Source organism: Intrasporangium flavum, from assembly GCF_001956915.1.
Lineage (GTDB): Bacteria > Actinomycetota > Actinomycetes > Actinomycetales > Dermatophilaceae > Monashia > Monashia flava.
This window is the reverse complement of the sequence record NZ_MLJO01000012.1, coordinates 132861-154900: the sequence shown is the minus strand read 5'-3', so window position 1 is coordinate 154900 and position 22040 is coordinate 132861. Positions and strand designations below refer to the sequence as shown.

At 74.3% G+C, this 22040-nt stretch carries 20 protein-coding genes; 10 read left to right on the top strand and 10 right to left on the bottom strand.

All coding sequences use genetic code 11. The features are described 5' to 3' along the window. Window positions 1-4: 4 nt before the first annotated feature. Entirely contained in the window at window positions 5-2647 is a 2643-nt protein-coding gene (locus BIV28_RS10495) for an asparagine synthase-related protein (protein WP_076261677.1), read from the top strand. A gap of 9 nt (window positions 2648-2656) precedes the next feature. Here the strand turns inward: BIV28_RS10495 and BIV28_RS10490 are convergent, their stop codons facing one another. Both BIV28_RS10490 and BIV28_RS10485 read right to left on the bottom strand, forming a co-directional pair. Next, on the bottom strand, window positions 2657-5050 hold the full coding sequence (locus BIV28_RS10490) for a heavy metal translocating P-type ATPase (RefSeq protein WP_076261613.1): 2394 nt from the start codon (window positions 5048-5050) through the stop codon (window positions 2657-2659). A 95-nt stretch (window positions 5051-5145) separates the two neighbouring features. Further along, window positions 5146-5967, bottom strand: a complete 822-nt coding sequence (locus tag BIV28_RS10485) for a PIG-L deacetylase family protein (RefSeq protein WP_083707240.1) — start codon at window positions 5965-5967, stop codon at window positions 5146-5148. Window positions 5968-6001: 34 nt separating this feature from the next. On the opposite strand from BIV28_RS10485, the gene BIV28_RS10480 reads away from it, so the two are divergent. The 5 genes from BIV28_RS10480 to BIV28_RS10460 all read left to right on the top strand — a co-directional run bounded on the left by BIV28_RS10480 (window position 6002) and on the right by BIV28_RS10460 (window position 9586). Next, the gene (locus tag BIV28_RS10480; RefSeq protein ID WP_076261609.1) at window positions 6002-7129 is read left to right on the top strand and encodes a glycosyltransferase family 4 protein; all 1128 of its coding nucleotides are present in this window, start codon (window positions 6002-6004) and stop codon (window positions 7127-7129) included. Continuing rightward, on the top strand, window positions 7126-7842 hold the full coding sequence (locus tag BIV28_RS10475) for an NUDIX hydrolase (RefSeq protein WP_076261607.1): 717 nt from the start codon (window positions 7126-7128) through the stop codon (window positions 7840-7842). The genes BIV28_RS10480 and BIV28_RS10475 overlap by 4 nt, the downstream gene beginning before the upstream one ends. 1 nt (window position 7843) lies before the next feature. Beyond that, window positions 7844-8209 carry a hypothetical protein gene (locus BIV28_RS10470; RefSeq protein ID WP_083707236.1) on the top strand — a complete coding sequence of 122 codons (366 nt, stop codon included), beginning with the start codon at window positions 7844-7846 and terminating at the stop codon, window positions 8207-8209. Window positions 8210-8239: 30 nt separating this feature from the next. After that, window positions 8240-8458, top strand: coding sequence for a hypothetical protein (locus tag BIV28_RS10465; protein WP_076261606.1), 219 nt, complete (start codon window positions 8240-8242; stop codon window positions 8456-8458). A gap of 201 nt (window positions 8459-8659) precedes the next feature. Next, window positions 8660-9586 carry a hypothetical protein gene (locus BIV28_RS10460; protein WP_076261673.1) on the top strand — a complete coding sequence of 309 codons (927 nt, stop codon included), beginning with the start codon at window positions 8660-8662 and terminating at the stop codon, window positions 9584-9586. 41 nt (window positions 9587-9627) lie between these two features. Here the strand turns inward: BIV28_RS10460 and BIV28_RS10455 are convergent, their stop codons facing one another. The 4 genes from BIV28_RS10455 to BIV28_RS10440 form a co-directional block, all read right to left on the bottom strand. Then, entirely contained in the window at window positions 9628-11220 is a 1593-nt protein-coding gene (locus BIV28_RS10455) for an amidohydrolase (protein ID WP_083707235.1), read from the bottom strand. After that, window positions 11217-12209, bottom strand: coding sequence for a quinone oxidoreductase family protein (locus BIV28_RS10450; protein ID WP_076261669.1), 993 nt, complete (start codon window positions 12207-12209; stop codon window positions 11217-11219). The genes BIV28_RS10455 and BIV28_RS10450 overlap by 4 nt, the downstream gene beginning before the upstream one ends. Window positions 12210-12219: 10 nt before the next feature. Then, complete coding sequence (locus BIV28_RS10445; RefSeq protein WP_076261604.1) at window positions 12220-13644, bottom strand: wax ester/triacylglycerol synthase family O-acyltransferase; 1425 nt, start codon at window positions 13642-13644, stop codon at window positions 12220-12222. A gap of 75 nt (window positions 13645-13719) precedes the next feature. Next, window positions 13720-14322, bottom strand: a complete 603-nt coding sequence (locus tag BIV28_RS10440; protein ID WP_083707234.1) for a GNAT family N-acetyltransferase — start codon at window positions 14320-14322, stop codon at window positions 13720-13722. 57 nt (window positions 14323-14379) lie between these two features. Between BIV28_RS10440 and pcrA the strand changes: the two genes are divergently transcribed. Beyond that, window positions 14380-16878, top strand: coding sequence for a DNA helicase PcrA (pcrA, locus tag BIV28_RS10435; RefSeq protein ID WP_076261603.1), 2499 nt, complete (start codon window positions 14380-14382; stop codon window positions 16876-16878). 150 nt (window positions 16879-17028) lie between these two features. On the opposite strand, the gene BIV28_RS10430 is transcribed toward pcrA, so the two are convergent. Continuing rightward, a complete protein-coding gene (locus BIV28_RS10430; RefSeq protein ID WP_076261601.1) occupies window positions 17029-17868 on the bottom strand; it encodes a M23 family metallopeptidase in 840 nt (279 codons plus the stop codon). Window positions 17869-17991: 123 nt separating this feature from the next. Then, window positions 17992-18990 carry an esterase/lipase family protein gene (locus BIV28_RS10425; RefSeq protein ID WP_242652892.1) on the bottom strand — a complete coding sequence of 333 codons (999 nt, stop codon included), beginning with the start codon at window positions 18988-18990 and terminating at the stop codon, window positions 17992-17994. Window positions 18991-19070: 80 nt separating this feature from the next. Between BIV28_RS10425 and icmB the strand changes: the two genes are divergently transcribed. Next, window positions 19071-19493 carry a coenzyme B12-dependent isobutyryl CoA mutase small subunit gene (gene icmB, locus BIV28_RS10420; RefSeq protein ID WP_076261600.1) on the top strand — a complete coding sequence of 141 codons (423 nt, stop codon included), beginning with the start codon at window positions 19071-19073 and terminating at the stop codon, window positions 19491-19493. 64 nt (window positions 19494-19557) lie between these two features. On the opposite strand, the gene BIV28_RS10415 is transcribed toward icmB, so the two are convergent. Beyond that, window positions 19558-20196, bottom strand: a complete 639-nt coding sequence (locus BIV28_RS10415; protein ID WP_076261598.1) for a hypothetical protein — start codon at window positions 20194-20196, stop codon at window positions 19558-19560. Then, window positions 20193-20705 (bottom strand): RNA polymerase sigma factor, encoded by a 513-nt coding sequence (locus BIV28_RS10410; RefSeq protein WP_076261597.1) that lies wholly within the window; start codon window positions 20703-20705, stop codon window positions 20193-20195. Before BIV28_RS10410 ends, BIV28_RS10415 begins: the two co-directional genes overlap by 4 nt. Before the next feature lie 226 nt (window positions 20706-20931). Between BIV28_RS10410 and BIV28_RS10405 the strand changes: the two genes are divergently transcribed. Both BIV28_RS10405 and BIV28_RS10400 read left to right on the top strand, forming a co-directional pair. Then, the gene (locus tag BIV28_RS10405) at window positions 20932-21414 is read left to right on the top strand and encodes a hypothetical protein (protein ID WP_207555911.1); all 483 of its coding nucleotides are present in this window, start codon (window positions 20932-20934) and stop codon (window positions 21412-21414) included. Between the two features lie 2 nt (window positions 21415-21416). Continuing rightward, on the top strand, window positions 21417-22010 hold the full coding sequence (locus tag BIV28_RS10400; protein WP_076261594.1) for a hypothetical protein: 594 nt from the start codon (window positions 21417-21419) through the stop codon (window positions 22008-22010). Window positions 22011-22040: the final 30 nt, after the last annotated feature.

Below are 22040 nucleotides of genomic sequence, written 5' to 3'. Positions count from 1 at the left end.
GCCCATGTGTGGAATCAGCGGGCATCTCGGGGCTGACGGCGACGGCGACCTCGTACGACGGATGGCCGACTGCGGTCACGGCACGGGGCAGGGCGAGGCCACCGTGCTCGGCTCCGGCGGTGTCGCGCTCGCGCTGCGCCCGATCGGCGGGGGGACCACCGACGCGTCGGTCGCCCGCACCCCCACCGGGCGCCACACCCTCGTGCTCGACGGCGACCTGCTCGACACCGCCGGCGTCCGCTCCGAGCTGACGACCCTCGGGCACGACCTCGCCTCCGGCTCCGACGCCGAGGTCGCCCTCGGCGCGTGGGTCGAGTGGGGTCCCTCGGGCCTGGACCGCCTCCGCGGCGAGTTCGCCGTCGTCGTCTGGGACGCCGAGACGGCCACGCTGTCGGCGGCCCGCGACGCCTTCGGCACGCGCCCCCTGCTCGTGTGCCGCGTCGACGACGGCTGGCTCGTCTCGAGCGACATCCGCGGCATCCTCGCGAGCGGCCGCTACGACAAGCGGCCGAACGACCGCACCGTCTACCGCTACCTGCGCTTCGGGGTCCACGACGACGGCGCCGACACCTTCTTCGCGGGCATCGAGCGCGTCCTGCCGGGCGAGGTCGTGACGCTGCGCGCCGACGCCACGAGCGCCGAGCGCACCGGCTGGTCGCGGCTGCGCACCGAGCTCGAGGACGCCGCGCGGTCGCCGCGCCCGTGGTCGCCCGAGCTCGCCACGCAGCTGCGCGAGCAGCTCTCCACCGCGGTGCGCCGCCGCACCGGCTCCGACGGCCGCGTCGGCACGACGCTGTCCGGGGGCGTCGGCTCGGCGGCGCTCACGGCCCTGCTCGCGGGCAACGACGGCCGCACCGGCCTGGCCCCCGACGGCATCGACGCGTGGACCGCGGCCTACCCCGACACCGCCGCCGACGAGACCGCCCACGTGGCAGCGGTGCTCGCCGCGGTCGGCTCCCGCGTCGACGCCCACCGCGTCGAGCCCACGTCGGCCGAGTTCAAGAAGGACATGCGCGGCCTGGTGCGGGCCCAGGAGGAGCCGATCGGCTCGTCGGGCGCCTACACCCAGTTCCGGCTGCTGCGCGAGGCCGCCGGCGTCGACGCCACCGTCCTCGACGGCACCGGCACCGACGAGCTGCTCGCCGGCTTCGGCGCCCACCACCTCGTCCACCTGCGCGAGCTGCGCTCCCACGACGCGCGGGCCGCGGCGTCCGAGCTCGGACGCTCCGCCGAGGTGCTCCTGCGTCGCGGTCGCCCGCTCGTCACCGACCGGCTGCGCCGGCGGCGCCGGATCCCCGTCGAGTCGCTGCTGTCGAGCACGTTCGTGGCTGCCCACGCGTCGGAGCACTTCGTCTCCGAGGACTCCGGCCTGCGGGCGCGCCTCCTCGATGACCTCCTGCGCGGCTCGCTGCCGGCGCGGCTGCGCGCCGCCGACCGCAACGCCCGGGCCACCGGGGTGTCGGTGCGGATGCCGTTCGTCGACCGCGACCTCGCCCGCTTCGTCTTCTCGCTGCCCGACGAGGCGTTCGTCACCGGCGGCGTCGGCAAGCGGGTGCTGCGCGAGTCGGTGCGCGGCCTCGTGCCCGACTCGGTGCTCGACCGCCGCGACAAGGTCGGTGCCGTCACGCCGCAGTCCGAGTGGTTCATGGTGCTGAAGAACCACATCTACGGCGAGTTCCTGTCCGAGTCGTTCGCCAACCGGCCCTACGTCGACCAGACCGCCGTGCTCGAGGCCTTCGAGGGCTGGATCAAGGGCACGAACACCGTCGACTCCGACACGATCTGGCGGCTGCTCAACCTCGAGCTGTGGCTCCAGGAGTTCTTCGACGACCGCGCGGCGGAGCCCGAGGGCGAGCCGCGCGTCAAGACCGACTACGAGCCGAACGCCCGCAAGCAGCTCGACCTCACCACCGACGACGGCACGCCCGTGCGCCGCTACCCGCTGCGCACCGAGCTGTTCACCCGCGAGGACCCGCTCGTCGACAAGGCGCTGTCCTACGTCACGCGCTTCTTCGACGGCCTGCCCGCCGCGGGGGAGGAGCACGCCGCTGCCACGACGGGCCGTTGGTACTACTTCATCTCCGAGAAGATCGTGGCCATCACCCAGGGCCGCTCGTACTTCATCTGGGACATCAAGGTCGGCCGGTCCGCCCGGGTGCTGTCCCGCTACGTGACGCGCACCCCGGCCGGCATCGGCCTCGGATCGCCGTTCACCATGCAGCTGGCCATCGAGGAGGCCGGCCTGCCGCGCGTGGTCTTCGCCGCCGCAGGCGGTTTCGTCGGCAAGCTCATCGGGCGCAAGGGCCTGTTCTACGAGCTCGTCGGCGGCGACATCCGCGCCATCGACGGCCCCACCGAGTACTCGGTGTACCCGGCCAACGTGTCGGCCAAGCTCGGCCCCAAGGACCCCGACGAGGTCGCCGCCCGCATCTCGGCCGCCATCCGCGAGCGGGTGCCCGAGCCGTGGCGCTCGAGCTTCGGCGGCACCGTCGTCATGGACGCCAACGACATCGGCCGCAATGTGCTCGGCAAGGACGCCCCCGGCTCCAAGGAGCGCTACGAGCTGATGTTCGCCGACAACCCGCTCGGCCAGGGCTCGGAGCAGACCCCGATGGCGGTCGTCTTCGAACGGCCCACCGACGCCTGACGCCTCGCGTCACGGACGCTTCGGCGTCGGGTCGGCCTGTGCCGCAGGCGTGCCCGCGGGGTGGGGCACGAGCGCGAAGGCGCCCTCCTCCTCCTGCGCGTTGTGCAGGCGGCAGACGGCGTAGAGGCCGTAGAGCAGCCGACGCAGCTCGGTGACGTCCTCGGGGCGCACGCGTCCGGCGTCGGCGATGTCGTCGAGGAGGCGGCGCAGCCGGCCGACCTGCTGCTCGATCTCGGCGTGGGTGCGGCGCAGGCCCCGCGCGGCCGGCGCCCCCAGGGCGCGCGTCACGATCGGCATCAGCTCGTCCTCGTCGGCGCGCTCGTGCGGCACGAGGTCGCGACGGAGCCGGGCCAGCAGCGCGACGACCGGTGCGACGTCGGGGTCGTGGCGGTCGAGCCCGTCGGCGACGGTGCGGATCGACTCCACGGCCGTGAGCGCCACCGCGTGCCCCTCGCGCAGCCGCTGAGCCGTGGCCACGTCGGCCTCGGACATCGGCACGGTGTGCATCCGGCCCGGCAGCAGCACCCGCAGGGCGATGGCGATGGCGAGCACGTCGATGCCCTCCTGGAGCACGGCGCCCGCGGCCGGCGCGAGCAGGCCCGCCGCGGCAGCGCCCATGGCGAGGACCGACAGGCCCATCCCGACGCCGATCGCCTCGAGGGCGATCCGCCGCGACCGGCGCGCGATGAGGATGGCGTCGGCGAGCCGGTCGACGCGGTCGACGGTGAGCACGACGTCGGCGGCCTCCGAGGACGCCGTCGCGCCCCGGGCCGCGAGCGCGACACCGACGCCCGCCGCCGCCAGCGCCGGGGCGTCGTTGACGCCGTCGCCGACCATGACGGTGCGGGCCCGCGCCGACTCGGCGCGGATCGCCTCGAGCTTGGCGGCCGGGTCGTGGTCGGCCAGGACGGCGTCGACGCCGACGACCCGCCCGACGGTCTCGGCGACGTCGCTCCGGTCGCCGGTCACGAGGACGGTCCGGGTGATGCCGGCCTCGCGCAGCGCCGCGAGCATGCGCGGGGCGTCCTCGCGGACCGGGTCCTCGAGGAGGAACACGGCCGCCGGCCTGCCGTCGACCGAGGCGAAGACCGTGAGGCAGCCGTCGAGGGCCGCCCGACGCCGCGCCTGCGCGACCCACCCCGGCACGTCGGCACCGACGGTCCACGCGGCCTTGCCGAGCCGCACGACGTGACCCTCGACGCGTCCCTCGAGGCCGTAGCCGTGCACCTCGCGGACGCCGGTGGGCAGCGTCAGCGGCAGCGCGCGGGCCCGGGCGGCGCCGACGACGGCGCTCGCGAGCGGGTGCGGCGACACCTGGTCGAGCGACGCGGCGAGGCGGACGACATCGGCCTCAGTCGACGCGTCGGGCCCTGTCGACGCGGCAGGCTCGTTGCCGGCCGCGGGCGGCGGCACGACGACCGACGTGACCTCGGGGCGACCCCGCGTCAGGGTGCCGGTCTTGTCGAAGAGCATGACCTGCCCGGCGGCGAGCCCTTCGAGCGCGGCACCGCCCTTGACCACGACCCCGACCCGCGCGGCGCGCGACACCCCGGACATGACGGCCACCGGCGCGGCCAGCAGCAGCGGGCACGGCGTCGCCACGACGAGCACCGCCACGGCCCGCACCGGCGTCCCACCGAGCCACCAGGCGAGGCCGGCGACGAGCAGCGTCAGCGGCACGAAGAGCGCCGCGAACCGGTCCGCGGTGCGCACGAGCGGCGCCGACGACGCCTGGGCCTGCTCGACGAGACGGACGACGTGGGCGTACGTCGAGTCGGCCGCGAGCGTCGTCGCGACGAGGTCGACGGGCGGGCCGGCGTTGACGACGCCGCTGCGGACGTCGTCGCCCGCGGGGCGCTCCACCGGCATCGGCTCCCCGGTCAGGGCGGACTCGTCGAGGCTGGCGGGCCCGAGCACCCGGCCGTCCACCGGCACGACCTCCCCGGTGCCCACGACGAGCACGTCGCCACGGGACACCTGCTCGACGGGCACGACGTCGACGGAGGTCGAGCCGCGGCGCCGGGCCGTGCGGGGTGTGCGCTCCACGAGCAGGCGCAGGTCGCGGTCGGCCCGGGCCGCGGCGCGGGCCTCGAGCAGCTGCCCGCTCGCGAGCATGAAGGTGATCATCGCCCCGGCGAAGGCCTCACCGACCCAGAGAGCACCGGCGAGGGCGAGCACGGCCACGACGTCGACGCTCGCGCGCCGCGCGAGCAGGGCCCGCACCGTCGTCCAGCCGGACACGACCAGTCCGAGGACCGTGGCGGCGACCCACAGCCCGCCGGCGACCTCACCCCAGGCGTCCGACCCGGTGCGCGCCCCGGCCACGGCGACGATGGCACCGCCGCCCATCAGGGCCGCGGAGGCGAGGAAGAAGAGCGTGGGTACGCGTCGACGCCACCTCACCCCTCCATTCTCGTGCGGCCTGGCAGCCCCGGCGGGCGGGCGCGACGGGACTCACACCGCGGCGTCGGGGCTGGGGAGAGGCCGAAGCAGCGGCGTCAGCCGAGGCCGTCGAAGACGTCGCGCCGCACCGGGCTGCCCGGCGGGAGCGACCGGTCGACGAACCACTCCCGCCCGAAGACGAGGTCGTAGAGCGGGCGGGGGATGCGCAGGAACGCGGCGAGCGTCCGGTCGGCGCCCCCGTCAGCGCTCGCCTGGGAGGCGTGGGCGCGCATCGAGGCGCGCTTGGCCGCGATGTGCCGGCGGACGCTGATGCGGTGGGTGATCTCGTTGCGGGCCGAGAACGCCCGGTCGAAGCTCGAGCGGTCGAACTCGGGCGGGAACCGGTAGACCTTCGCGGCGAGGTCGATGGCCCGGCAGATCGTGTCGCGCGGCACGGTGGCCTCGAGCACCTTCGGCGTGCCGGCGATCTCGGCGGCGCGGGCGCCGACCTCGTGGACCTTCTTGTGGTCGGGGTGGCCGTAACCGCCGTTCGGTTCGTAGTGCAGCAGGACGTCGGCGTCCTCCTCGCGCAGGATGGCGGCCAGGCGCGTCGCGGCCTCCTCGACGTCGGCGCGCACGAACCGCGTCGCGCCGGGCGGGTCGGGGGCGACGTCCGGGCCGAGGCCGCTGTCGGCGTAGCCGAGGTGCTCGACGCGGGCGACGCCGAGGGCGCGGGCGCTCTCGCGCAGCTCGTCCATGCGGGTGGCGGCGAGCCGGCCCTCACCGGTGAACTCGCTGGCCGCGAGGCCGAGCTCGCCGTCGGTGGCCACGACGACCACGACGCGGTGCCCCTCGGCGGCGGCGCGCGCCATGGTGCCCGAGGTGAGCAGGGCCTCGTCGTCGGGGTGGGCGTGGAAGGCGACCAGTGTGTGCGGCATCGGCCCCATCTTGGCCCATGACAGAGTGTGACCCGTGAAGGTGGCGCTGCTGTCCGACTGTTACCTGCCGCGGCTCGGCGGCATCGAGGTGCAGACCCACGACCTCGCCCAGCAGCTGCTCGCGCTCGGCCACGAGGTCGAGGCGTTCACGGCGACCCGCGGGGCCGAGGGGCAGATGCACGGGGAGGTCACCGTCGTCGACGGCGTGCCGGTGCACCGCCTCGCCGCCCGGATGCCGTGGGAGCTGCCCGTCAACCCGTGGGCCCCCAAGGAGCTGCGCCGGCGGCTCGTCGAGGGCGGCTTCGACGTCGCGCACGTCCAGACCGGCGTCGTGTCCCCGTTCGCGTGGGACTGCACCCGCGTCACCGTGGGCCTTGGGCTGCCGACGGCGATGACGTGGCACTGCATGCTCGCCGGCGTCGCGCCGGCCTTCGGGGTGGCCGGGTTCGTCCGGCGGTGGGCGGCGCGCGGCGTCGCGATGTCGGCGGTCTCCGAGGTGGCCGCCGAGCCGCTGCGCCGGCTCGTCGGCGACGGGGTGCACGTCGGGGTGCTGCCCAACGGCATCGACGTCGCCCGCTGGGCGGTCGGCGACCCGGGCGAGCGCGCACCGGGACCGCTGCGCCTCGTCACCGCGACGCGCCTGGCCGCGCGCAAGCGTCCGGCCGCGCTCGTGGCGCTCGTCGAGCGTGCCGCCGCCCTCGCCGGCCCCGGCTCGCTCGAGCTGACGGTGCTCGGCGAGGGGCCCGACCGCGGGCGCGTCGAGCGGTACGTGCGCGACCACGGCCTCGACTGGGTGCACCTGCCGGGACGCGTCACGCGCGAGGAGCTGCGTGCGCGGTATGCCGCCTCCGACGTCTACCTGTCGCCGGCGCGCCTCGAGTCGTTCGGCATCGCCGCCCTCGAGGCCCGCACCGTCGGGCTGCCGGTCATCGGCCGGCAGGGTTCCGGCGTCGGCGAGTTCGTCACCGACGGCGTCAACGGACGCGTCGTCGACAGCGACGACGCCATGGCGGTGGCCATCGCCGACCTGGCGCGCGACCCCGCCGAGGTGGCCCGGATGCGGGCCCGCAACCTCGCCGAACCGCCGGCGCAGGAGTGGTCGCGGGTGGCCCGGCTCGCGGTGGCCGAGTACGAGCGCGCCGTCGGGCTGGTGCGCCGATGAGGACCAACGTCCCCGGCGGCATCCGCGTCGTCGCGCTGGCTGCGTCGGGGGAGCGCGTGGCGTCGGAGCCGCTGCACCACGGCGCCGACCCCGTGCACGTGCTCGGCCTGGCGGGCTGGGCGGTCGAGGTGCCGGTCGCGTCGTCGATGGCCGCCGACGGCGCGCTCGAGATCGCCTACCGCACAAGCCCGCTCGTCGGTGACGTACCGCCCCCGGAGACCGTCTTCCGCGACCCGGACGTGCGCGTCGGTGATCCCGCGGTGCCGCACCAGCGCGTCGCGGCGTACGCCGTCGTCACGAGCGCGCGCGGCGTGCTGCTCACCGAGTTCACCAACCTCACCAACGTCGAGGGGGAGTGGGGCCTGCCCGGCGGCGGCCTCGACGAGGGCGAGGCTCCCGTCGACGGCCTGCACCGCGAGGTGTGGGAGGAGACCGGCCAGCGCGTCGAGCTCGGCGACCTCGTCGCGGTGCAGTCCTCGCACTGGTTCGGCCGCGCGCCCTCGGGCGTCGTCGAGGACTTCCACGCCGTGCGCATCGTCTACGCGGCCACCTGCCCGTCGCCCGGTGACCCGGTCGTCCACGACATCGGCGGCACGACTGCGGACGCGCGGTGGTTCGCGCCGCACGAGCTCGACGGGCTGCCGCTGACCTCGTCGTGGCGTCGGCTCGACGCGCTCCGGGCCCTCGCGCACCGCGACTACGACGCTCCGTAGGATGACCGCCATGGACCTCGTCTACAACCTCCTCGTCGTGCTCCACCTGCTCGGCATGGCCGCCATCGTCGGCGGCTGGATTGCCGTCCGCTCGGGGCGCACGGTCATCGCGCCGGTCGTGTGGGGAGCCCGGGCCCAGATCGTCACCGGTGTCCTCCTCGTCGGCATCGCCTCGGCGATCAAGGACGACGAGCACACGGTCAACAACACGAAGATCGCCGTCAAGCTCCTCATCGCCCTCGTCGTGGCCGCGATGGCCGAGATCGGCCACGCCCGCTCCAAGCGCGGCGAGGACGCCGGCACCTTCCTCGACGTCGCTGGTGGCGGCGCGGTCGTCAACGTCGGCGTCGCGGCCCTGTGGGCGTGACCGGCGGCTGCTGAAGCAGAGGTACACCGGATGCGTTGGGACGCAGGCGTTCTCGCGGGCGTCCTCATCGGGCTCGTGTGGCTCGTTGCCGGAACGGTGCTCGTCGTGGTCGGCCGGAGGCGGCGACGCGCCGCTGCGACCCAGGGCGCCGAGGGGGCGGGCAACGTCGCCATCATCGGCATCTTCCTGCTCGTCGTCGGTGCCCTGACCTGGTTCGCGACGCTCCTGCTCTCCGTCGTCCCCGGCTGACCCACCCGCCCGCGACCACCACCACCCCGGCCGCGCGCCACCGGGACCGACTGTTCAGGATGACGACCACCATCCGGCCGACGCCGTACATCACGTGCGCGAGCGCCCCTGGCACTGCGTCCGGTGGTCGTCATCCTGAACGCAGCCACCGCTGTGGACGACGCGCTCGGCGGCTCGGTCCGGTGCGCCAGAGTCGCCCCCATGCCCAGTCCCGTGCCCGTCGTCCGGTTCGTGACGGCCCTCGGCGGTGTCGCCCGGCGGGCCGAGCTGGCTCCGCGGTTCACCGGACGCGAGATCTCGGCCGCCGTCCGTGACGGCATCCTCGTGCGCGACGCGCCCGGCCACTACGCCCTGCCCACCGCGGACGCCGCCCGTCGGGCGGTGCGCAGGGTCAACGGCGTCGCGGTGGGTCGGAGCGCTGCGGCGATGTGGCGTCTGCCGCTCAAGACCCAGCCGACCCGGCCCGAGGTGGCGGTGCCCCGCGGCCGCCGCGTCCGGCCCGAGGACCAGCAGGAGTGCCAGGTGCACTGGCGCTCCCTCGACCCACGGGACGTCCATGGGGGCGAGGTGACGACACCACTGCGCACCGTCATCGACTGTGCGCGGACGCTGCCCTTCGACGAGGCCCTGGCTGTGGCCGACTCCGCACTCCGAAACCGCCGGGTGAGCCGGGACCGGTTGCTAGCCGCGGCCGATGCCGTGCCGCGCGCCGGTCGCGCTGCAGCCCTACGGGTAGCGCGGGAGGCCGACGGCCGTGCGGCCAACCCGTTCGAGTCGGTGCTCCGCGCGATCTCCCTCGACGTGGCGGGGCTACGCCTCGTGCCGCAGGCACCCGTCGTGAGTGCAGGGCGCACCATCCATCCCGACCTGAGCGACGCCGACCTGCGCATCGTCGTCGAGGGCGACAGCCACGAGTTCCACACCCGCCGTCGCCAGATCGACATCGACTGCGAGCGCTACGACGAGCTGACCCTCGACGGGTGGCTGGTGCTGCGGTTCTCGCAGCACCAGGCGATGGACCGTCAGGGCTGGGTGCGCGACACGATGGCGCGCGCCACCGCGTTCCGGATGACGACCACCATTCCGGCTGTGAGCGCGGGCCGAGCGTGGACGCGTCGCGTTGGCTGAAAGGTGGTCGTCATCGTGAACCGCGCGGGGTGGGGAGGGGGTCAGGAGGCGTCGTGGACGAGCTCGCCGGCGATGCGCGTCTGCAGCACTCGGGTGTCGCGGATCGCGGCCGGGTCGGAGTGCTCGAGCTCCCACGGGTCGCGGTCGAGGCACACGAGGTCGGCGAGCTGCCCGGGCGCGAGCCGGCCGACGTCGGTGCGACCGACCGCCGCGTGCGCCGCGACGGTGAACGCGTGCACGGCCTCGTCGAGCGTCACCTTCTCCTCCGGCCGCCAGCCGCCGAGCGGGTGGCCGTCGGGCCGCTGGCGCGTGACGGCGGCGTGCAGGCCCCAGAACGGGTTCGGGTCCTCCACGGGGGCGTCCGACCCGAAGGCCACCGCCACCCCGGCGTCGAGGAAGGTGCGCCACGCGTAGGAGGCGAGGCGCCGCGGGCCGATGATGGCGTCGGCGAGGTCGAGGTCGGCGGTGCAGTGGCTCGGCTGCATCGAGGCGACCACGCCGAGCGAACGGAACCGCGGCACGTCGACCGGCCGCACGTGCTGGGCGTGCTCGACGCGCAGCAGCGCGTCCGCCCCGACGCCGCCGGACGCGCGGACCGCCTCGAACGCGTCGAGGACGAGCCGGTTGGCCTCGTCGCCGATCGCGTGCGTGGCGACGTCGAGGCCCGAGCGCACCGCGAGGAGCGTCCGTTCGACGAGCACGTCGTGCGGCATGGCCGCGATGCCGCAGCCCTCGTGCCCGACGAACGGCTCGGTCATGTGCGCGGTGTGCGACCCGAGCGCCCCGTCGCTGAAGAACTTCACCGGCCCGACGCGGAACACGTCGTCGCCCTGTCCCGACCGGCGGCCCTGCTCGATGGCGGCCTCGAGGTCGCCGTCGCGGGTGCACTTGGTGACGCGCAGGCGCAGCTCGCCGTCGGCGTGCATCGCGGCGTAGGCGTCGCGGGCGTCCTCGCCGTCGATGTCGGTGATGCTCGTCAGGCCGACCGACAGCAGCCGCTGCTGGCACCGCTCGAGCCACGGCCGCAGGGGTCCCTCGTCGTGGTCGATGGCGAGCAGCAGCTCCTGGGCCTTCTCGCGCAGGATGCCGGTGGGCTCGCCGTCGGCGTCGCGGTCGATCTCGCCGCCGACCGGGTCGAGGGTGTCGCGGGTGATGCCCGCGGCCCGCAGCGTCGCCGAGTTGGCCCAGTTGGTGTGGCCGTCGACGCTGGCGAGGGCAGCCAGGCGTCCCTCCGTCACGGAGTCGAGGGCGCGCCGGTCGGGCTGGACCGGCACGTCCCACACGTTGTGGTTCCACCGCCCGCTGTGCAGCGCGGCCCCGGGCGGGAGCGTCGACGCGTGGGCCGCGACGCGTCCGAGCGCCTCCTCGAGCGACGTGGCGTCGCGCAGGTCGACCGAGGCCATGTCGCGCGAGAGCCACTCGGTGTGCACGTGGGCGTCGTGCAGGCCCGGCATGACGACGGCACCGGGCAGGTCGACGACCTCGCACGGGCCTGCACCGGCGGCCTCGCGGGCGTCGGCACCGACGGCCACGACGCGTCCGTCCTCGACGAGCAGCGCGTCGGTCCACGGCGACGCGCCGGCGGCGGCGACGCCGGTCCGGATGCGGTGGTGGCGCAGGAGCAGCCGGGTCACCGGCCGGGCACCAGGACGAGCTTGCCCGTGGTGCGGCGACCCTCGAGCGCCTCGTAGGCGTCGGCGACCTCGGCGAACGCGTAGCGGCCGCCGATCTCGAGCCTCAGCGAACCGTCGGCGATGGCGCCGAGCACCTCGCCGGCCCGCCACTCGTACTCCTCGCGCGTGGCCACGTAGTGCCCGAGCGTCGGCCGGGTGAGGAAGAGGGAGCCGCCGGAGTTGAGCCGCTGGATGTCGAAGGGCGGCACCTGGCCGCTCGCGCCGCCGAAGAGGACCATCGTGCCGCGCGGGCGCAGGGAGGCCAGCGACGCGTCGAAGGTGGCCTTGCCGACGCCGTCGTAGGCGACGTCGACGCCACGGCCGGCCGCCGCTCGGATGGCGGCGGAGAGGTCCTCGGGCGCCGAGAACTGCGAGTAGTTGATGACGTGCTGGGCGCCGAGATCCGTTGCGATGGAGAGCTTCTCGTCGGTGCCGGCCGTTGCGACGACGGTGGCCCCACGCTGTGTGACCATCTGGACGAGCAGCTGGCCGACGCCTCCCGCGGCGGCGTGGACGAGCGCGACGTCGCCCTCGGACACCGCGAACGTGCTCGTGACGAGGTAGTGCGCAGTGAGCCCCTGGAGCATCGCGGCCGCGGCGACCTCGAGGTCGAGACCGTCGGGCACGTGGACGAGCGCGGACGCCGGCTTGTTGGCCAGGGTCGACTCGCTGCCGGCCGACTGGCACCAGGCCACGCGGTCGCCCGTCGCGAAGCGCTCGACACCCGGACCGACCGCGACGACGGTGCCGGCGCCCTCCTCACCGAGGACGAACGGCGTCGGGACGGTGTAGACGCCCTGGCGCTTGTAGACGTCGATGAAGTTGACCCCCGCGGCGGCGACCTCCACCTGCACCTCGCCCGGTCCGGGCTCGGGCACGTCGTGCTCGCGCAGCTCGAGGACGCTGCGGTCGCCGGGTTCGGTGACGAAGACGCTGGTGGCGGTGGTCATGCTCGCCACCCTACGACCGCCGCCGCCGGGAGCCCGGGGTGGGAGCGGCGGCCCCGATGCGAACCAGCAGGGCCACCTCCTCCTCGAGGGCCGCCAGCAGGGCCTCGGGATCGGGCACGACCGACTCGTCGGCCATGATGCCGACCCGCAGGGTGTCGTCGTAGGTGACGATGCAGAAGCCGAGCGTGTGGCGCCCCGACCCGGGCACCCAGCCCAGCACCCCGGCGACCGGGACACCCGCGAGGTACCGGACCTGCCGCGGCCCGGCGACGTTCGTCGTGACCCCGATCGCCTTGTCGGCGAAGAAGTCGACGACCCAGCGCTCGATCGCGGCCGGGAGGCGGCCGATGACGGAGATGAGGGCGAAGGTGAGGGCCGCCTCGGGCGAGGCCTTGAGCCAGTCCATGCGCGCCTTGGACAGGGCGAGCCGGCCGAGCGGGGTGGCGTCGCCGCTCGGGAAGCGCAGGAAGACGAGGGCGAACCGGTTGCCGAGCTCGCGCGGCAACGGCTCGTCGAGCGGGCGCACGTTGACCGGCACCATCGTCACGAGATCGACGGGCGGGTGACCGTGCTCCTGCTGGTACTCGTGCAGGGCGCCCGCCACCGCGCTCAGGAGCACGTCGTTGAGGGTCGCGCCGACGAGCCTGCCGACGCCCTTGAGGCCGCCGAGCGGCAGCGGCTCGGTCCAGACGAGACGCTTGCGCCGTCCCGGGACGCCGCCGACCGCGCTGGTCGGGTTGGTCGTCAGCAGCAGGTCGGAGACGACCTGGCCGGTGCGCAGGGTGATGCCGGCCGCATCGGTGACGGCGGCGCGGGCCCCCTTGGAGCGCAAGCGGTTCCAGGCCGAGCGCGCGGAGCTTCGGGCCAGGCGCAGTCCCGCGCTGAGGGCGCCCGATGCCGCGGGACCGCCCACGGGCAGTGGTGGCAGGTCGCCGGCGGCCGAAGGCCCGACGAGGTCGCCCGGCACCCCGTCGGCGTCCTCGGTCAGTCCCAGCAGCACCCGCGTCAGGGCGATCCCGTCGGCGAGGGCGTGGTGGCTGCGGAACACGAGTGCCGCTCCGGACCCGTGGCCGTCGACGAGGTGGACCTCCCAGAGTGGACGCGTCCGGTCGAACGGGCGCGGGAGCTGCTCCTCGACGTAGGCCTGCAGTTCCGCGTCGGCCTCGGCGGCCGTGCCTTGTCCCGAGAGGGTGGCTCGCCGCACGTGCCGCGCGAGGTCGAAGTCGGGGTCGTCCTCCCACAGCCAGCGGCCCAGGACCCGCGCGGACCGCCGGGGGCGCTGGCTGAAGACGGGGTAGGGCTCGACGATCCGGGTGCGCAGCACCTCGAGCACGCGGTCCCAGTCGGGCACCGACTCGAGGAGCACGACGGAGACGACGACCATGAGGTTGGTCGGCCGGTCCATGGTCAGCCACAGCACGTCCGCCGAGCCCATCCGCCGGGGCGGACGCCTCGGGCGGGGACCGGGCGGGTCGCCGGGCGATCCGGGTCCGCCGCGCGTGGGCGACACCTAGAGGCCTGCGAGCCGGGTCAGCGCGTCACCGTCGACGCGGAAGGTCGTCCAGTCGTCGAGGGGGCGGGCGCCGTGCGAGCGGTAGAAGGCGATCGAGGGCGCGTTCCAGTCGAGCACCGACCACTCCAGGCGCGTCCAGCCGCGATCGACGCAGGTGGCCGCGAGCTCGTAGAGCAGCGCCGTGCCGATGCCCTCGCCGCGCGAGTCGGGGTCGACGAAGAGGTCCTCGAGCCAGATGCCGGGCTGCCCGGTCCACGTCGAGAACGTCGTGAACCACAGCGCCATGCCGACGATGCGGCCGTCCTTGACGGCGACGTGCGCCGACGCCACAGGCGACCCGTCGGCGGGGAAGAGGGCCTCGGCGAACTGTTCCGGGGTCGCGACGGCGGCCTCGGGCTCCTTCTCGTAGTCGGCGAGCGCGCGCACGAGGCGCAGCAGCTCGGGCACGTCCTCCGGGAGGGCGGGATGCACGAAGAACGTGGGGCACTCCGGCCACGCCCCGGCGTCGGTGCCCGCGTGCGGTGCCTGCTCGGGCGCCTGCTCGGGGATCGGCTCCCGGGTCTGCCCGGCGCTCTGCTCGGCGCTCTGCTCGGAGGTCATGGACCCATCGTGCCGTGGTCGGGCGGTGTGGGTGGTGAGACGTAGGCTGGGCCCATCATGAGCACGCTCTTCGACGACCTTCCCATGCCCGGATTCGAGCGCGGCGGGGCCGGTACCCCAGCGGCGGCCGGGCGCGCCGGCGAGGTCACCGAGCGGGGCGTGCCGACGTGGGCCGAGGCGGCCGCGCAGGGCGGCGTCGCCACGCCGGGTGCACCGGCGCACCTCGACCCCGAGACGCTCCTGCTGGGCCTCAACCCGCAGCAGCGCGAGGCCGTCGTCCACGAGGGTGGTCCGCTGCTCATCGTCGCCGGCGCCGGCTCGGGCAAGACCCGCGTGCTGACCCACCGCATCGCCTGGCTCCTCGGCGAGCGCGGCGTGCAGCCCGGCCAGGTGCTGGCCATCACCTTCACGAACAAGGCGGCCGCGGAGATGCGCGAGCGCGTCGAGGCCATCGTCGGGCCGCGGGCACGCGCCATGTGGGTCATGACCTTCCACTCGGCGTGCGTGCGGATCCTGCGGCGCGAGTCCGCCAAGGTCGGCATGAAGTCGACGTTCTCGATCTACGACGCCGCCGACAGCCAGCGCCTCATGGGCCTCGTGCTGCGCGACCTCGACCTCGACCCCAAGCGCTACCCGCCGCGCAGCTTCTCCGCGCAGGTCAGCAACCTCAAGAACGAGCTCATCGACGAGGAGACCTACGCCTCGCAGGTGGCCGAGGGCAACCACTACGACCGCACGGTGTCGCAGGCCTACACCCAGTACCAGCGGCGCCTGCGCCAGGCCAACGCCCTCGACTTCGACGACATCATCATGATGACCGTCAACATCCTGCAGGCCTTCCCGGACGTCGCGGAGTACTACCGGCGACGGTTCCGGCACGTGCTCGTCGACGAGTACCAGGACACCAACCAGGCGCAATACCAGCTGATCCGCGAGCTCGTCGGCGAGGTCAGAGGCCCCGAGGGCGCCTACGCCGTGCCGCCGGCCGAGCTGTGCGTCGTCGGCGACTCCGACCAGTCGATCTACGCCTTCCGCGGCGCGACGATCCGCAACATCCTCGAGTTCGAGAAGGACTACCCGGACGCGCGGACCATCCTGCTCGAGCAGAACTACCGCTCCACGCAGCGCATCCTGCGGGCCGCCAACTCCGTCATCGCCCGCAACGAGGGGCGTCGGGCCAAGAACCTCTGGACCGACTCCGGCGACGGCGCGATGATCGTGGGCTACGTCGCCGACAACGAGCACGACGAGGCGGCCTTCGTCGCCAAGCAGATCGACGACCTCGCCGAGCACGGCGTCAAGCCGGGCGACGTCGCGGTGTTCTACCGCACCAACGCCCAGAGCCGTGCCGTCGAGGAGGTCCTCGTGCGCACCGGCCTGCCCTACAAGGTGGTCGGCGGCACCCGGTTCTACGAGCGCCGCGAGATCAAGGACGCCCTCGCCTACCTGCGCGTCGTGTCCAACCCCACCGACACCGTCAACCTGCGCCGCATCCTCAACACCCCCAAGCGCGGCATCGGCGACCGCGCAGAGGCCTGCGTCGCCGCCCTCGCCGAGCGCGAGCGCATCCCGTTCGTCGCGGCCCTGGGCAGGGCCGAGGACGCCCCCGGCATCGCGACGCGCTCGGTGGCCGCGATCCAGGGCTTCACCTCGATGCTCGAGCAGCTGCGGCTCGTCTACGAGAGCGGCGGCGGCATCGCGACCCTGCTCGAGGCCGTCCTCGACCAGAGCGGGTACCTCGCCGAGCTGCGCGCGAGCCAGGACCCCCAGGACGAGACCCGCATCGAGAACCTCGCCGAGCTCGTCGCCGTCGCGCAGGAGTACGACGAGCGCCGGGCCCGCGACGCCGCCGAGGCCGAGGTCACCGGTCAGGCCGCCTCGACGCCCGGCCAGCCCGACGCCGAGCCCGAGGACGTCGCACCGGCCGGTCCCCTCGAGGAGTTCCTCGAGCAGGTCTCCCTCGTGGCCGACGCCGACGAGATCCCCGACGAGCCCGAGGCGCAGGCCCAGGGCGTGGTCACGCTCATGACGCTGCACACGGCCAAGGGCCTGGAGTTCCCCGTCGTCTTCCTCACCGGCATGGAGGACGGCACCTTCCCGCACCTGCGCGCCCTCGGCGACCCCAAGGAGCTCGAGGAGGAGCGCCGCCTCGCCTACGTCGGCATCACCCGGGCCCGCGAGCGGCTCTACCTGACGCGGGCCGCCGTGCGCTCGGCGTGGGGCGCCCCGCAGTACAACCCGCCGTCACGCTTCCTCGACGAGATCCCCGGCGACCTGCTCGACTGGCAGCGGCTCGGCCCGTCCTTCAGCGGCGCCCGCGGCTCCGACCGGCCCGCCGTCGCGACGCTCGCGGCCCGCCCCGGGGTCCGCAGCCCGGGCAAGCGCCCGGTCATCTCGCTCGACGCCGGTGACCGCGTCAGCCACGACGCCTTCGGCCTCGGCACCGTGGTGCGGGTCGAGGGGGAGGGCGACAAGTCGATGGCGCACGTCGACTTCGGTCCCGACACCGGCACCAAGCGCCTGCTGCTGCGCTACGCGCCGCTCGTCAAGCTCTGAGGGCACAGCCCGACAGGCGCCCACCGGACGCCTGACAGGTGCGCCCACCGGACGCACGACGAGGCCCGCCCCGGGTGGGGCGGGCCCCGTGCGTCGTGACGCCGTGCGCGTCGGTGCGGCTGCCGGTGCGGGCGGCCGGCGCGGGTCGGGTCAGAGGTAGACGCCGCGGTCGGCGAGCCAGGGCCGCGGGGAGACGGCCGCGCCGTCGTCCGGGTGGATCTCGAGGTGGACGTGCGGACCGGTCGAGTTGCCGGTGGAGCCGCTGTAGGAGACGAGCTGGCCCGGCTCGACCTCCTCACCCACGGAGACGACGAGGCGGCTGTTGTGGGCCATCCACGAGACGGTGCCGTCCCAGTAGCGGATCTTGACCATGTAGCCGTAGCCCTCGGTGGACCAGCCGGAGAAGACGACGGTGCCGCTCGAGAGCGCGTGGACCGGGGTGCCCGTGGCGACGGCGAGGTCCTGGGCCGGGTGCATCTTGCCCCAGCGCCACCCGAAGCCCGAGGTGAGCGTGTAGCCGCTGAGTGGGTTCACCCAACGGTGAGCCCGGGCGATGGCCCGGGCCCTGGCTGCTTCCTTGGCCTTGCGGTCGGCCTCGGCCTTGGCCTTGGCCCGCGCCTTCTCGGCGGCGGCGGCGCGGTCGGCGGCCTCCTGGGCATCGGCGGCGGCGGCCTCGGCGGAGGTCGTCGCGCCCACGATGATGGCGCTCGCGTCGCGGGCCATGTCGCGGGAGGAGCGGGCGCCGGCGCGGTTGGCGGCGGCGGCGGCCACGGCGTCCGGGTCGGCGGCGAGGCCGAGGCCTGCGACGGAGTTCGACACGTTCTTCATGGCGGCGGCCTCGGGGCTCAGCTCCTGGGCGCCGGCCTGCCGGACGACGAGGCCCCCGGCGACGGTCGAGGAGAGCAGAGCGACGGGGACGACGAACTGTCGACCCCGTGACGGTTTCGAGGGCGGCCGGTGCCGGCCGGTGTAACTGTTGTTGCTGGGCACGAAGAGCTGACCTATCGGTTCCGGTTGCGAGCGCCCAGCGTAACGTGACCGTTTCGTGATGCAAAAAACGGTGAGGAACGCAGGAGCTGCGTCGCGGTGGAGGGTTCGCGACTGTGCCCGACCCTAGGGCATCTGCGGCTTCCGTGGCGGTTTTCCACCGCGCGGCTTCGGCGTGCCCCCGTCGGGGGAGTGGCGGGTGCGCAGCGGGCTGACGCCCGGGGTCAGGGTGGCGCCCGTGGTGTCGAGGTGGGCCAGCGCGGCCGAGATGCCGTGCACGACGCTGCTCGTGATCGGGATGCTCATGTGCCCGACGCCGTGCAGCGCGATGTTGTGCACGTTGAGGTCGGGGTGGTGCAGGGCGGCGTTCCTCTGTGGCACGACGACCTGGTCGAGGTCGGACCAGTAGGCGATGAAGCGCGTCTGGCAGTCGCGCACCGGCCGGGCGAGCTCGGCGAAGAGTCGGCTTCGCGGGCGCAGCTGGCGGGTCAGGCCGTTGTTCCAGGCGTAGGCGAGGTAGCTGCCGCGGTGCGGGGTGCCGAGCGTCACGAGGGTGTGCACGTGTGCGTCGCCGCCCAGCCGCGTCACGTAGTAGCGGGCGATGAGCCCGCCCATCGAGTGGCCGATGACGTGGATGCGCTCGTAGCCGGTCTCCTCGACGATCCGTTCGACCTCCGCGCCGAGGTCGGCGGCGGCCGCCCGGACGTCGCCGGTGAACATCGAGTAGTTGATGGTGTCGATGCGTCCGAAGCCGCGCCGCGACAGCCCCCGGCGCAGCACGGTGAAGATCGAGCGGTTGTCGACCATGCCGTGCACGAGCAGGATCGGCGTGCCGGCGGCCTCGACGTCGCTGACGATGAGGCCGCGCTGGCTGGGCGTCAGGTGCCCCACGCGGTAGCCGTCGCGCCGGTCGGACGCGCGGGCGCCGAGGTGGCCGACCGGCCAGAGCGCCATGTGCAGGCCGATCCACGTGGCCTCGAGGGCGGCGCCGGCCAGCCCGGTGGGCGTCAGCAGCGCAGCGGCGACCTCCCCGACCGCGGCGACGGCGCTCCTCGCGCCACTCGTCCGACGGGCCGGGGCGGACTCGGTTCGCGACGACGTCGTCACGCGTTGGGAGGCGCCCACGGCGGTGACGTTACCCCGGGTAATGGGTGGTCAGTCACTTTCGTGCTGCACCTTCGGCGGGTCTGGCTAGAGTTCGGCCCATGAGCGAGACCCCTGGTGCCGTGACCGCCGACGTCATCCGAGTCGTCGTGGCCAAGCCGGGCCTCGACGGGCACGACCGCGGCGCCAAGGTCGTGGCCCGTGCGCTGCGCGACGCCGGCATGGAGGTCATCTACACCGGCCTGCACCAGACGCCCGAGCAGATCGTCGAGGCGGCGATCCAGGAGGACGCCGACGTCGTCGGCCTCTCCGTGCTCTCCGGGGCCCACCTGACGCTCTTCGCGCGCGTCGTCGAGCTGCTCCGCGAGCGCGACGCCGCCGACATCGTCGTCTTCGGCGGCGGCATCATCCCCGACGACGACATCCCCGAGCTCGAGCGGCTCGGCGTCGCCAAGGTCTTCACCCCGGGCGCGACGACCCGCGAGATCGTCGACTGGGTCCACGCGAACGTCCACCCCGCCTGACGCGTCCCCCCTGACGCGTCCCCCTGACGCGTCCCCCGGCTGCCGCGTCGGTGGTGCGCTCCGGCTAGGCGCGGCCGGCCCGCTCGACACCGTCGGCACGGTCGACGCGTCGGTTGAGCGAGAAGAGCCGGCCGAGCACCGGCATGAGCACGATGTTGAGCCCGTGCAGCACGCCGATGACGAGCAGGATGCCGCCGATGCGGACGAGCTCGGCCTGCACCTGCGGCGCGACGACGGTCGGCGAGTGGTTGCCCCACTGGTCGAGCGGCGGGGCGAGCTGCACCGTGAAGAGGATGTACGCGGCGAAGATGAGGTAGTAGACGACGTCGGTCAGCACGATGTAGCTCTTGCCGGTGGCCGGGTTGTCGTGGAAGACGTCGGCGGCGTACGCGCGGCCGAACCGCTTGATGAACGGGCCGAGCCACACCGCGATGCCGACGAGCACCGCCGTCGTCGCGAGCTCGAGGATCCACCAGGGCATGAGCAGGTCTCCGTCCGATCGGGGGGTGAGCAGGAGCACGAGGGCGGTGGCGGCCGCGACCGCGACCACCCAGAGGGCGACGACGCGCCGGACCTTGCGCCGGCGCCGCCGGTCGTCGTGGACCGACTCGAGGACGCGGCCGAACAGGTCGCGCGAGGGTGGCGGAGGTGCGGCGCCCACGGGTCGCAGGGCCTCCTCGATGAGGTGCTCGATGTCGCTCATGGCGTCTCCCGGAGCGCGACGTTCAGGGCCCGCAGGCCCCGCTGGAGGTGGGTCTTGACGGAGTTGACCGACATGCCGAGGCCGTCGGCGATGTCGGCCGGGGACATGTCGTAGTAGTAGCGCAGCGTCAGGCAGTCGCGCTGGCGCCCGGGCAGCGTCCGCAGCGCGTCGATGACCTCCTGGCGCGCGCTGCGCCCCAGGGCGGCCTCCTCGGCGGAGGGGACGTCGTCGGGCGCCGGTGGCCGGTGGTGCAGCGACACGAGGCCGCGGCGGTTGTGGTCGCGGGCGAGGTTGATGACGATCGAGCGGAGGTAGGCGGCGGCGCGGGCGGGGTCGCGGACGCGCGACATGGTGCGGCTGAGCCGGATGAAGGCCTCCTGCACGAGGTCCTCGGCCGCGGTCTTGTCGTCGACGTAGAACCGGGCCAGGTGCAGCAGCGAGGGAGCCTCCGCGTTGAACAGCGCGGCGGCCTGCGTGTCGAAGTCGTCGCCGGCCACTCCGGCGGTCACGACCTCAGCAGGAAACGCATCCATCACCTCGACAGACGGACGACGGATCGGTCCGGGTGACAGGCGCATTCGACATTCTTTTCTTCGCCGTCCCTGTCGCCCGGCAGGCCGGCGCGTCCGTCTCCAGTGTAGGAACCACAACACGAGGGAGGGCGTGGAAGCCATGCATCACAGGAGGATTCGCCGCGGGAAGGTCGGGATGGTCGGGCTGGTCGGGGCTTCGGGGGTGGTCGCGCTGGCGTCGACGGCGGTGGCCGCCGCCGTCGTCGTGCGCTCCGCGGGGCAGCTGCGCGACTACGACACCGTGGCCACGGGGCCGTTCGACCACGCGACGGCCCGCGTCCAGCTCGTCGGGCACGGGTCGGGCACGACCGCAGTGCTGCACGTGTTCGGCATCGACCCGTCGGTCGCGGGGCGCACGTTCGGTGCGCACCTGCACGACGGGCCCTGCGCCACGGACCTGCCCGCGCTCGCGTCGGGGCACTACAACGCCGACGCGCACGCCGGGCACCTGCCACCGGCGGTGTCACCGGCCACGGAGGTCTGGCTCGACTTCACCGTCGACGGCTCCGGCGCGGGCGACTCGAGCGCGGTCGTGCGCTTCCCCGTGCAGGCGGGCACCCGCTCGGTCGTCGTGCACGCGGCACCGACGAACCCGGTCACGGGGGCCGCCGGTGCGCGGCTGGCGTGCCTGCCGGTGGAGTGGTGACGGTGGGTGCGCCGTCCGCCGGCCGACGCATGGCGTCGCCCACCGGGCTCGGATCCGGGCTGGCCGTCGGTCTCGCGCTCGGCACGGGCTGGGGCGTCCTCGCACGCGTCTTCATGCGCCTCGTCTCGTCGACGCCCGAGTTCTCTTGGGCGGGAACGTTGCTCATCGTCGGGCTCAGCGCGACGCTCGGTGCCGGCATCGGGCTGGTCGCCGGCGCGCGGGCGTCGGGGCGCACGCGCTGGTGGCGGCTCGCGCCGCTGCCCGGCCTCGTGCTGTTCGCGAGCCCCGGCATGCTCCTGCTGCCCGGAGCGGTCGGGGTGGCGCTCGCGGCGTCGGTGCGACGCGTCTGGCTGCGGGTGCTCCTGTGCGTCGCCGGACTCGCCGGGACGCTCGTGCCGGCCCTGGGCTTCGACGACGGCGAGGCGGTCGTGCGCACGCCCGCCACGTGGGCCGGACTCGGCCTGCTCGTCGTGGCCACGGTGCTGCTCGGTCTGGGGTTGCACGAGTGGTGGCGCCGCTGGCGTCCCGCGGCCGGCGGAGGGGGCTCCCCGGCCGCGGGACACGGTGCCTCGGTGACGGAGCAGGCACCCGTCTGACGCCCACCCGACGACGACTCGAGCCGGGTG

What these genes read in the sequence shown, in the direction of transcription:
- BIV28_RS10475 (WP_076261607.1), top strand. Translation starts at nt 7,126, where the DNA reads ATGAGGACCAACGTCCCCGGCGGCATCCGCGTCGTCGCGCTGGCTGCG.
- BIV28_RS10440 (WP_083707234.1), bottom strand. Translation starts at nt 14,322, where the DNA reads ATGACCTCCGAGCAGAGCGCCGAGCAGAGCGCCGGGCAGACCCGGGAG.
- BIV28_RS10450 (WP_076261669.1), bottom strand. Translation starts at nt 12,209, where the DNA reads ATGACCACCGCCACCAGCGTCTTCGTCACCGAACCCGGCGACCGCAGC.
- BIV28_RS10465 (WP_076261606.1), top strand. Translation starts at nt 8,240, where the DNA reads ATGCGTTGGGACGCAGGCGTTCTCGCGGGCGTCCTCATCGGGCTCGTG.
- icmB (WP_076261600.1), top strand. Translation starts at nt 19,071, where the DNA reads ATGAGCGAGACCCCTGGTGCCGTGACCGCCGACGTCATCCGAGTCGTC.
- pcrA (WP_076261603.1), top strand. Translation starts at nt 14,380, where the DNA reads ATGAGCACGCTCTTCGACGACCTTCCCATGCCCGGATTCGAGCGCGGC.
- BIV28_RS10415 (WP_076261598.1), bottom strand. Translation starts at nt 20,196, where the DNA reads ATGAGCGACATCGAGCACCTCATCGAGGAGGCCCTGCGACCCGTGGGC.
- BIV28_RS10470 (WP_083707236.1), top strand. Translation starts at nt 7,844, where the DNA reads ATGACCGCCATGGACCTCGTCTACAACCTCCTCGTCGTGCTCCACCTG.
- BIV28_RS10495 (WP_076261677.1), top strand. Translation starts at nt 5, where the DNA reads ATGTGTGGAATCAGCGGGCATCTCGGGGCTGACGGCGACGGCGACCTC.
- BIV28_RS10445 (WP_076261604.1), bottom strand. Translation starts at nt 13,644, where the DNA reads ATGGGCTCGGCGGACGTGCTGTGGCTGACCATGGACCGGCCGACCAAC.
- BIV28_RS10460 (WP_076261673.1), top strand. Translation starts at nt 8,660, where the DNA reads ATGCCCAGTCCCGTGCCCGTCGTCCGGTTCGTGACGGCCCTCGGCGGT.
- BIV28_RS10485 (WP_083707240.1), bottom strand. Translation starts at nt 5,967, where the DNA reads ATGCCGCACACACTGGTCGCCTTCCACGCCCACCCCGACGACGAGGCC.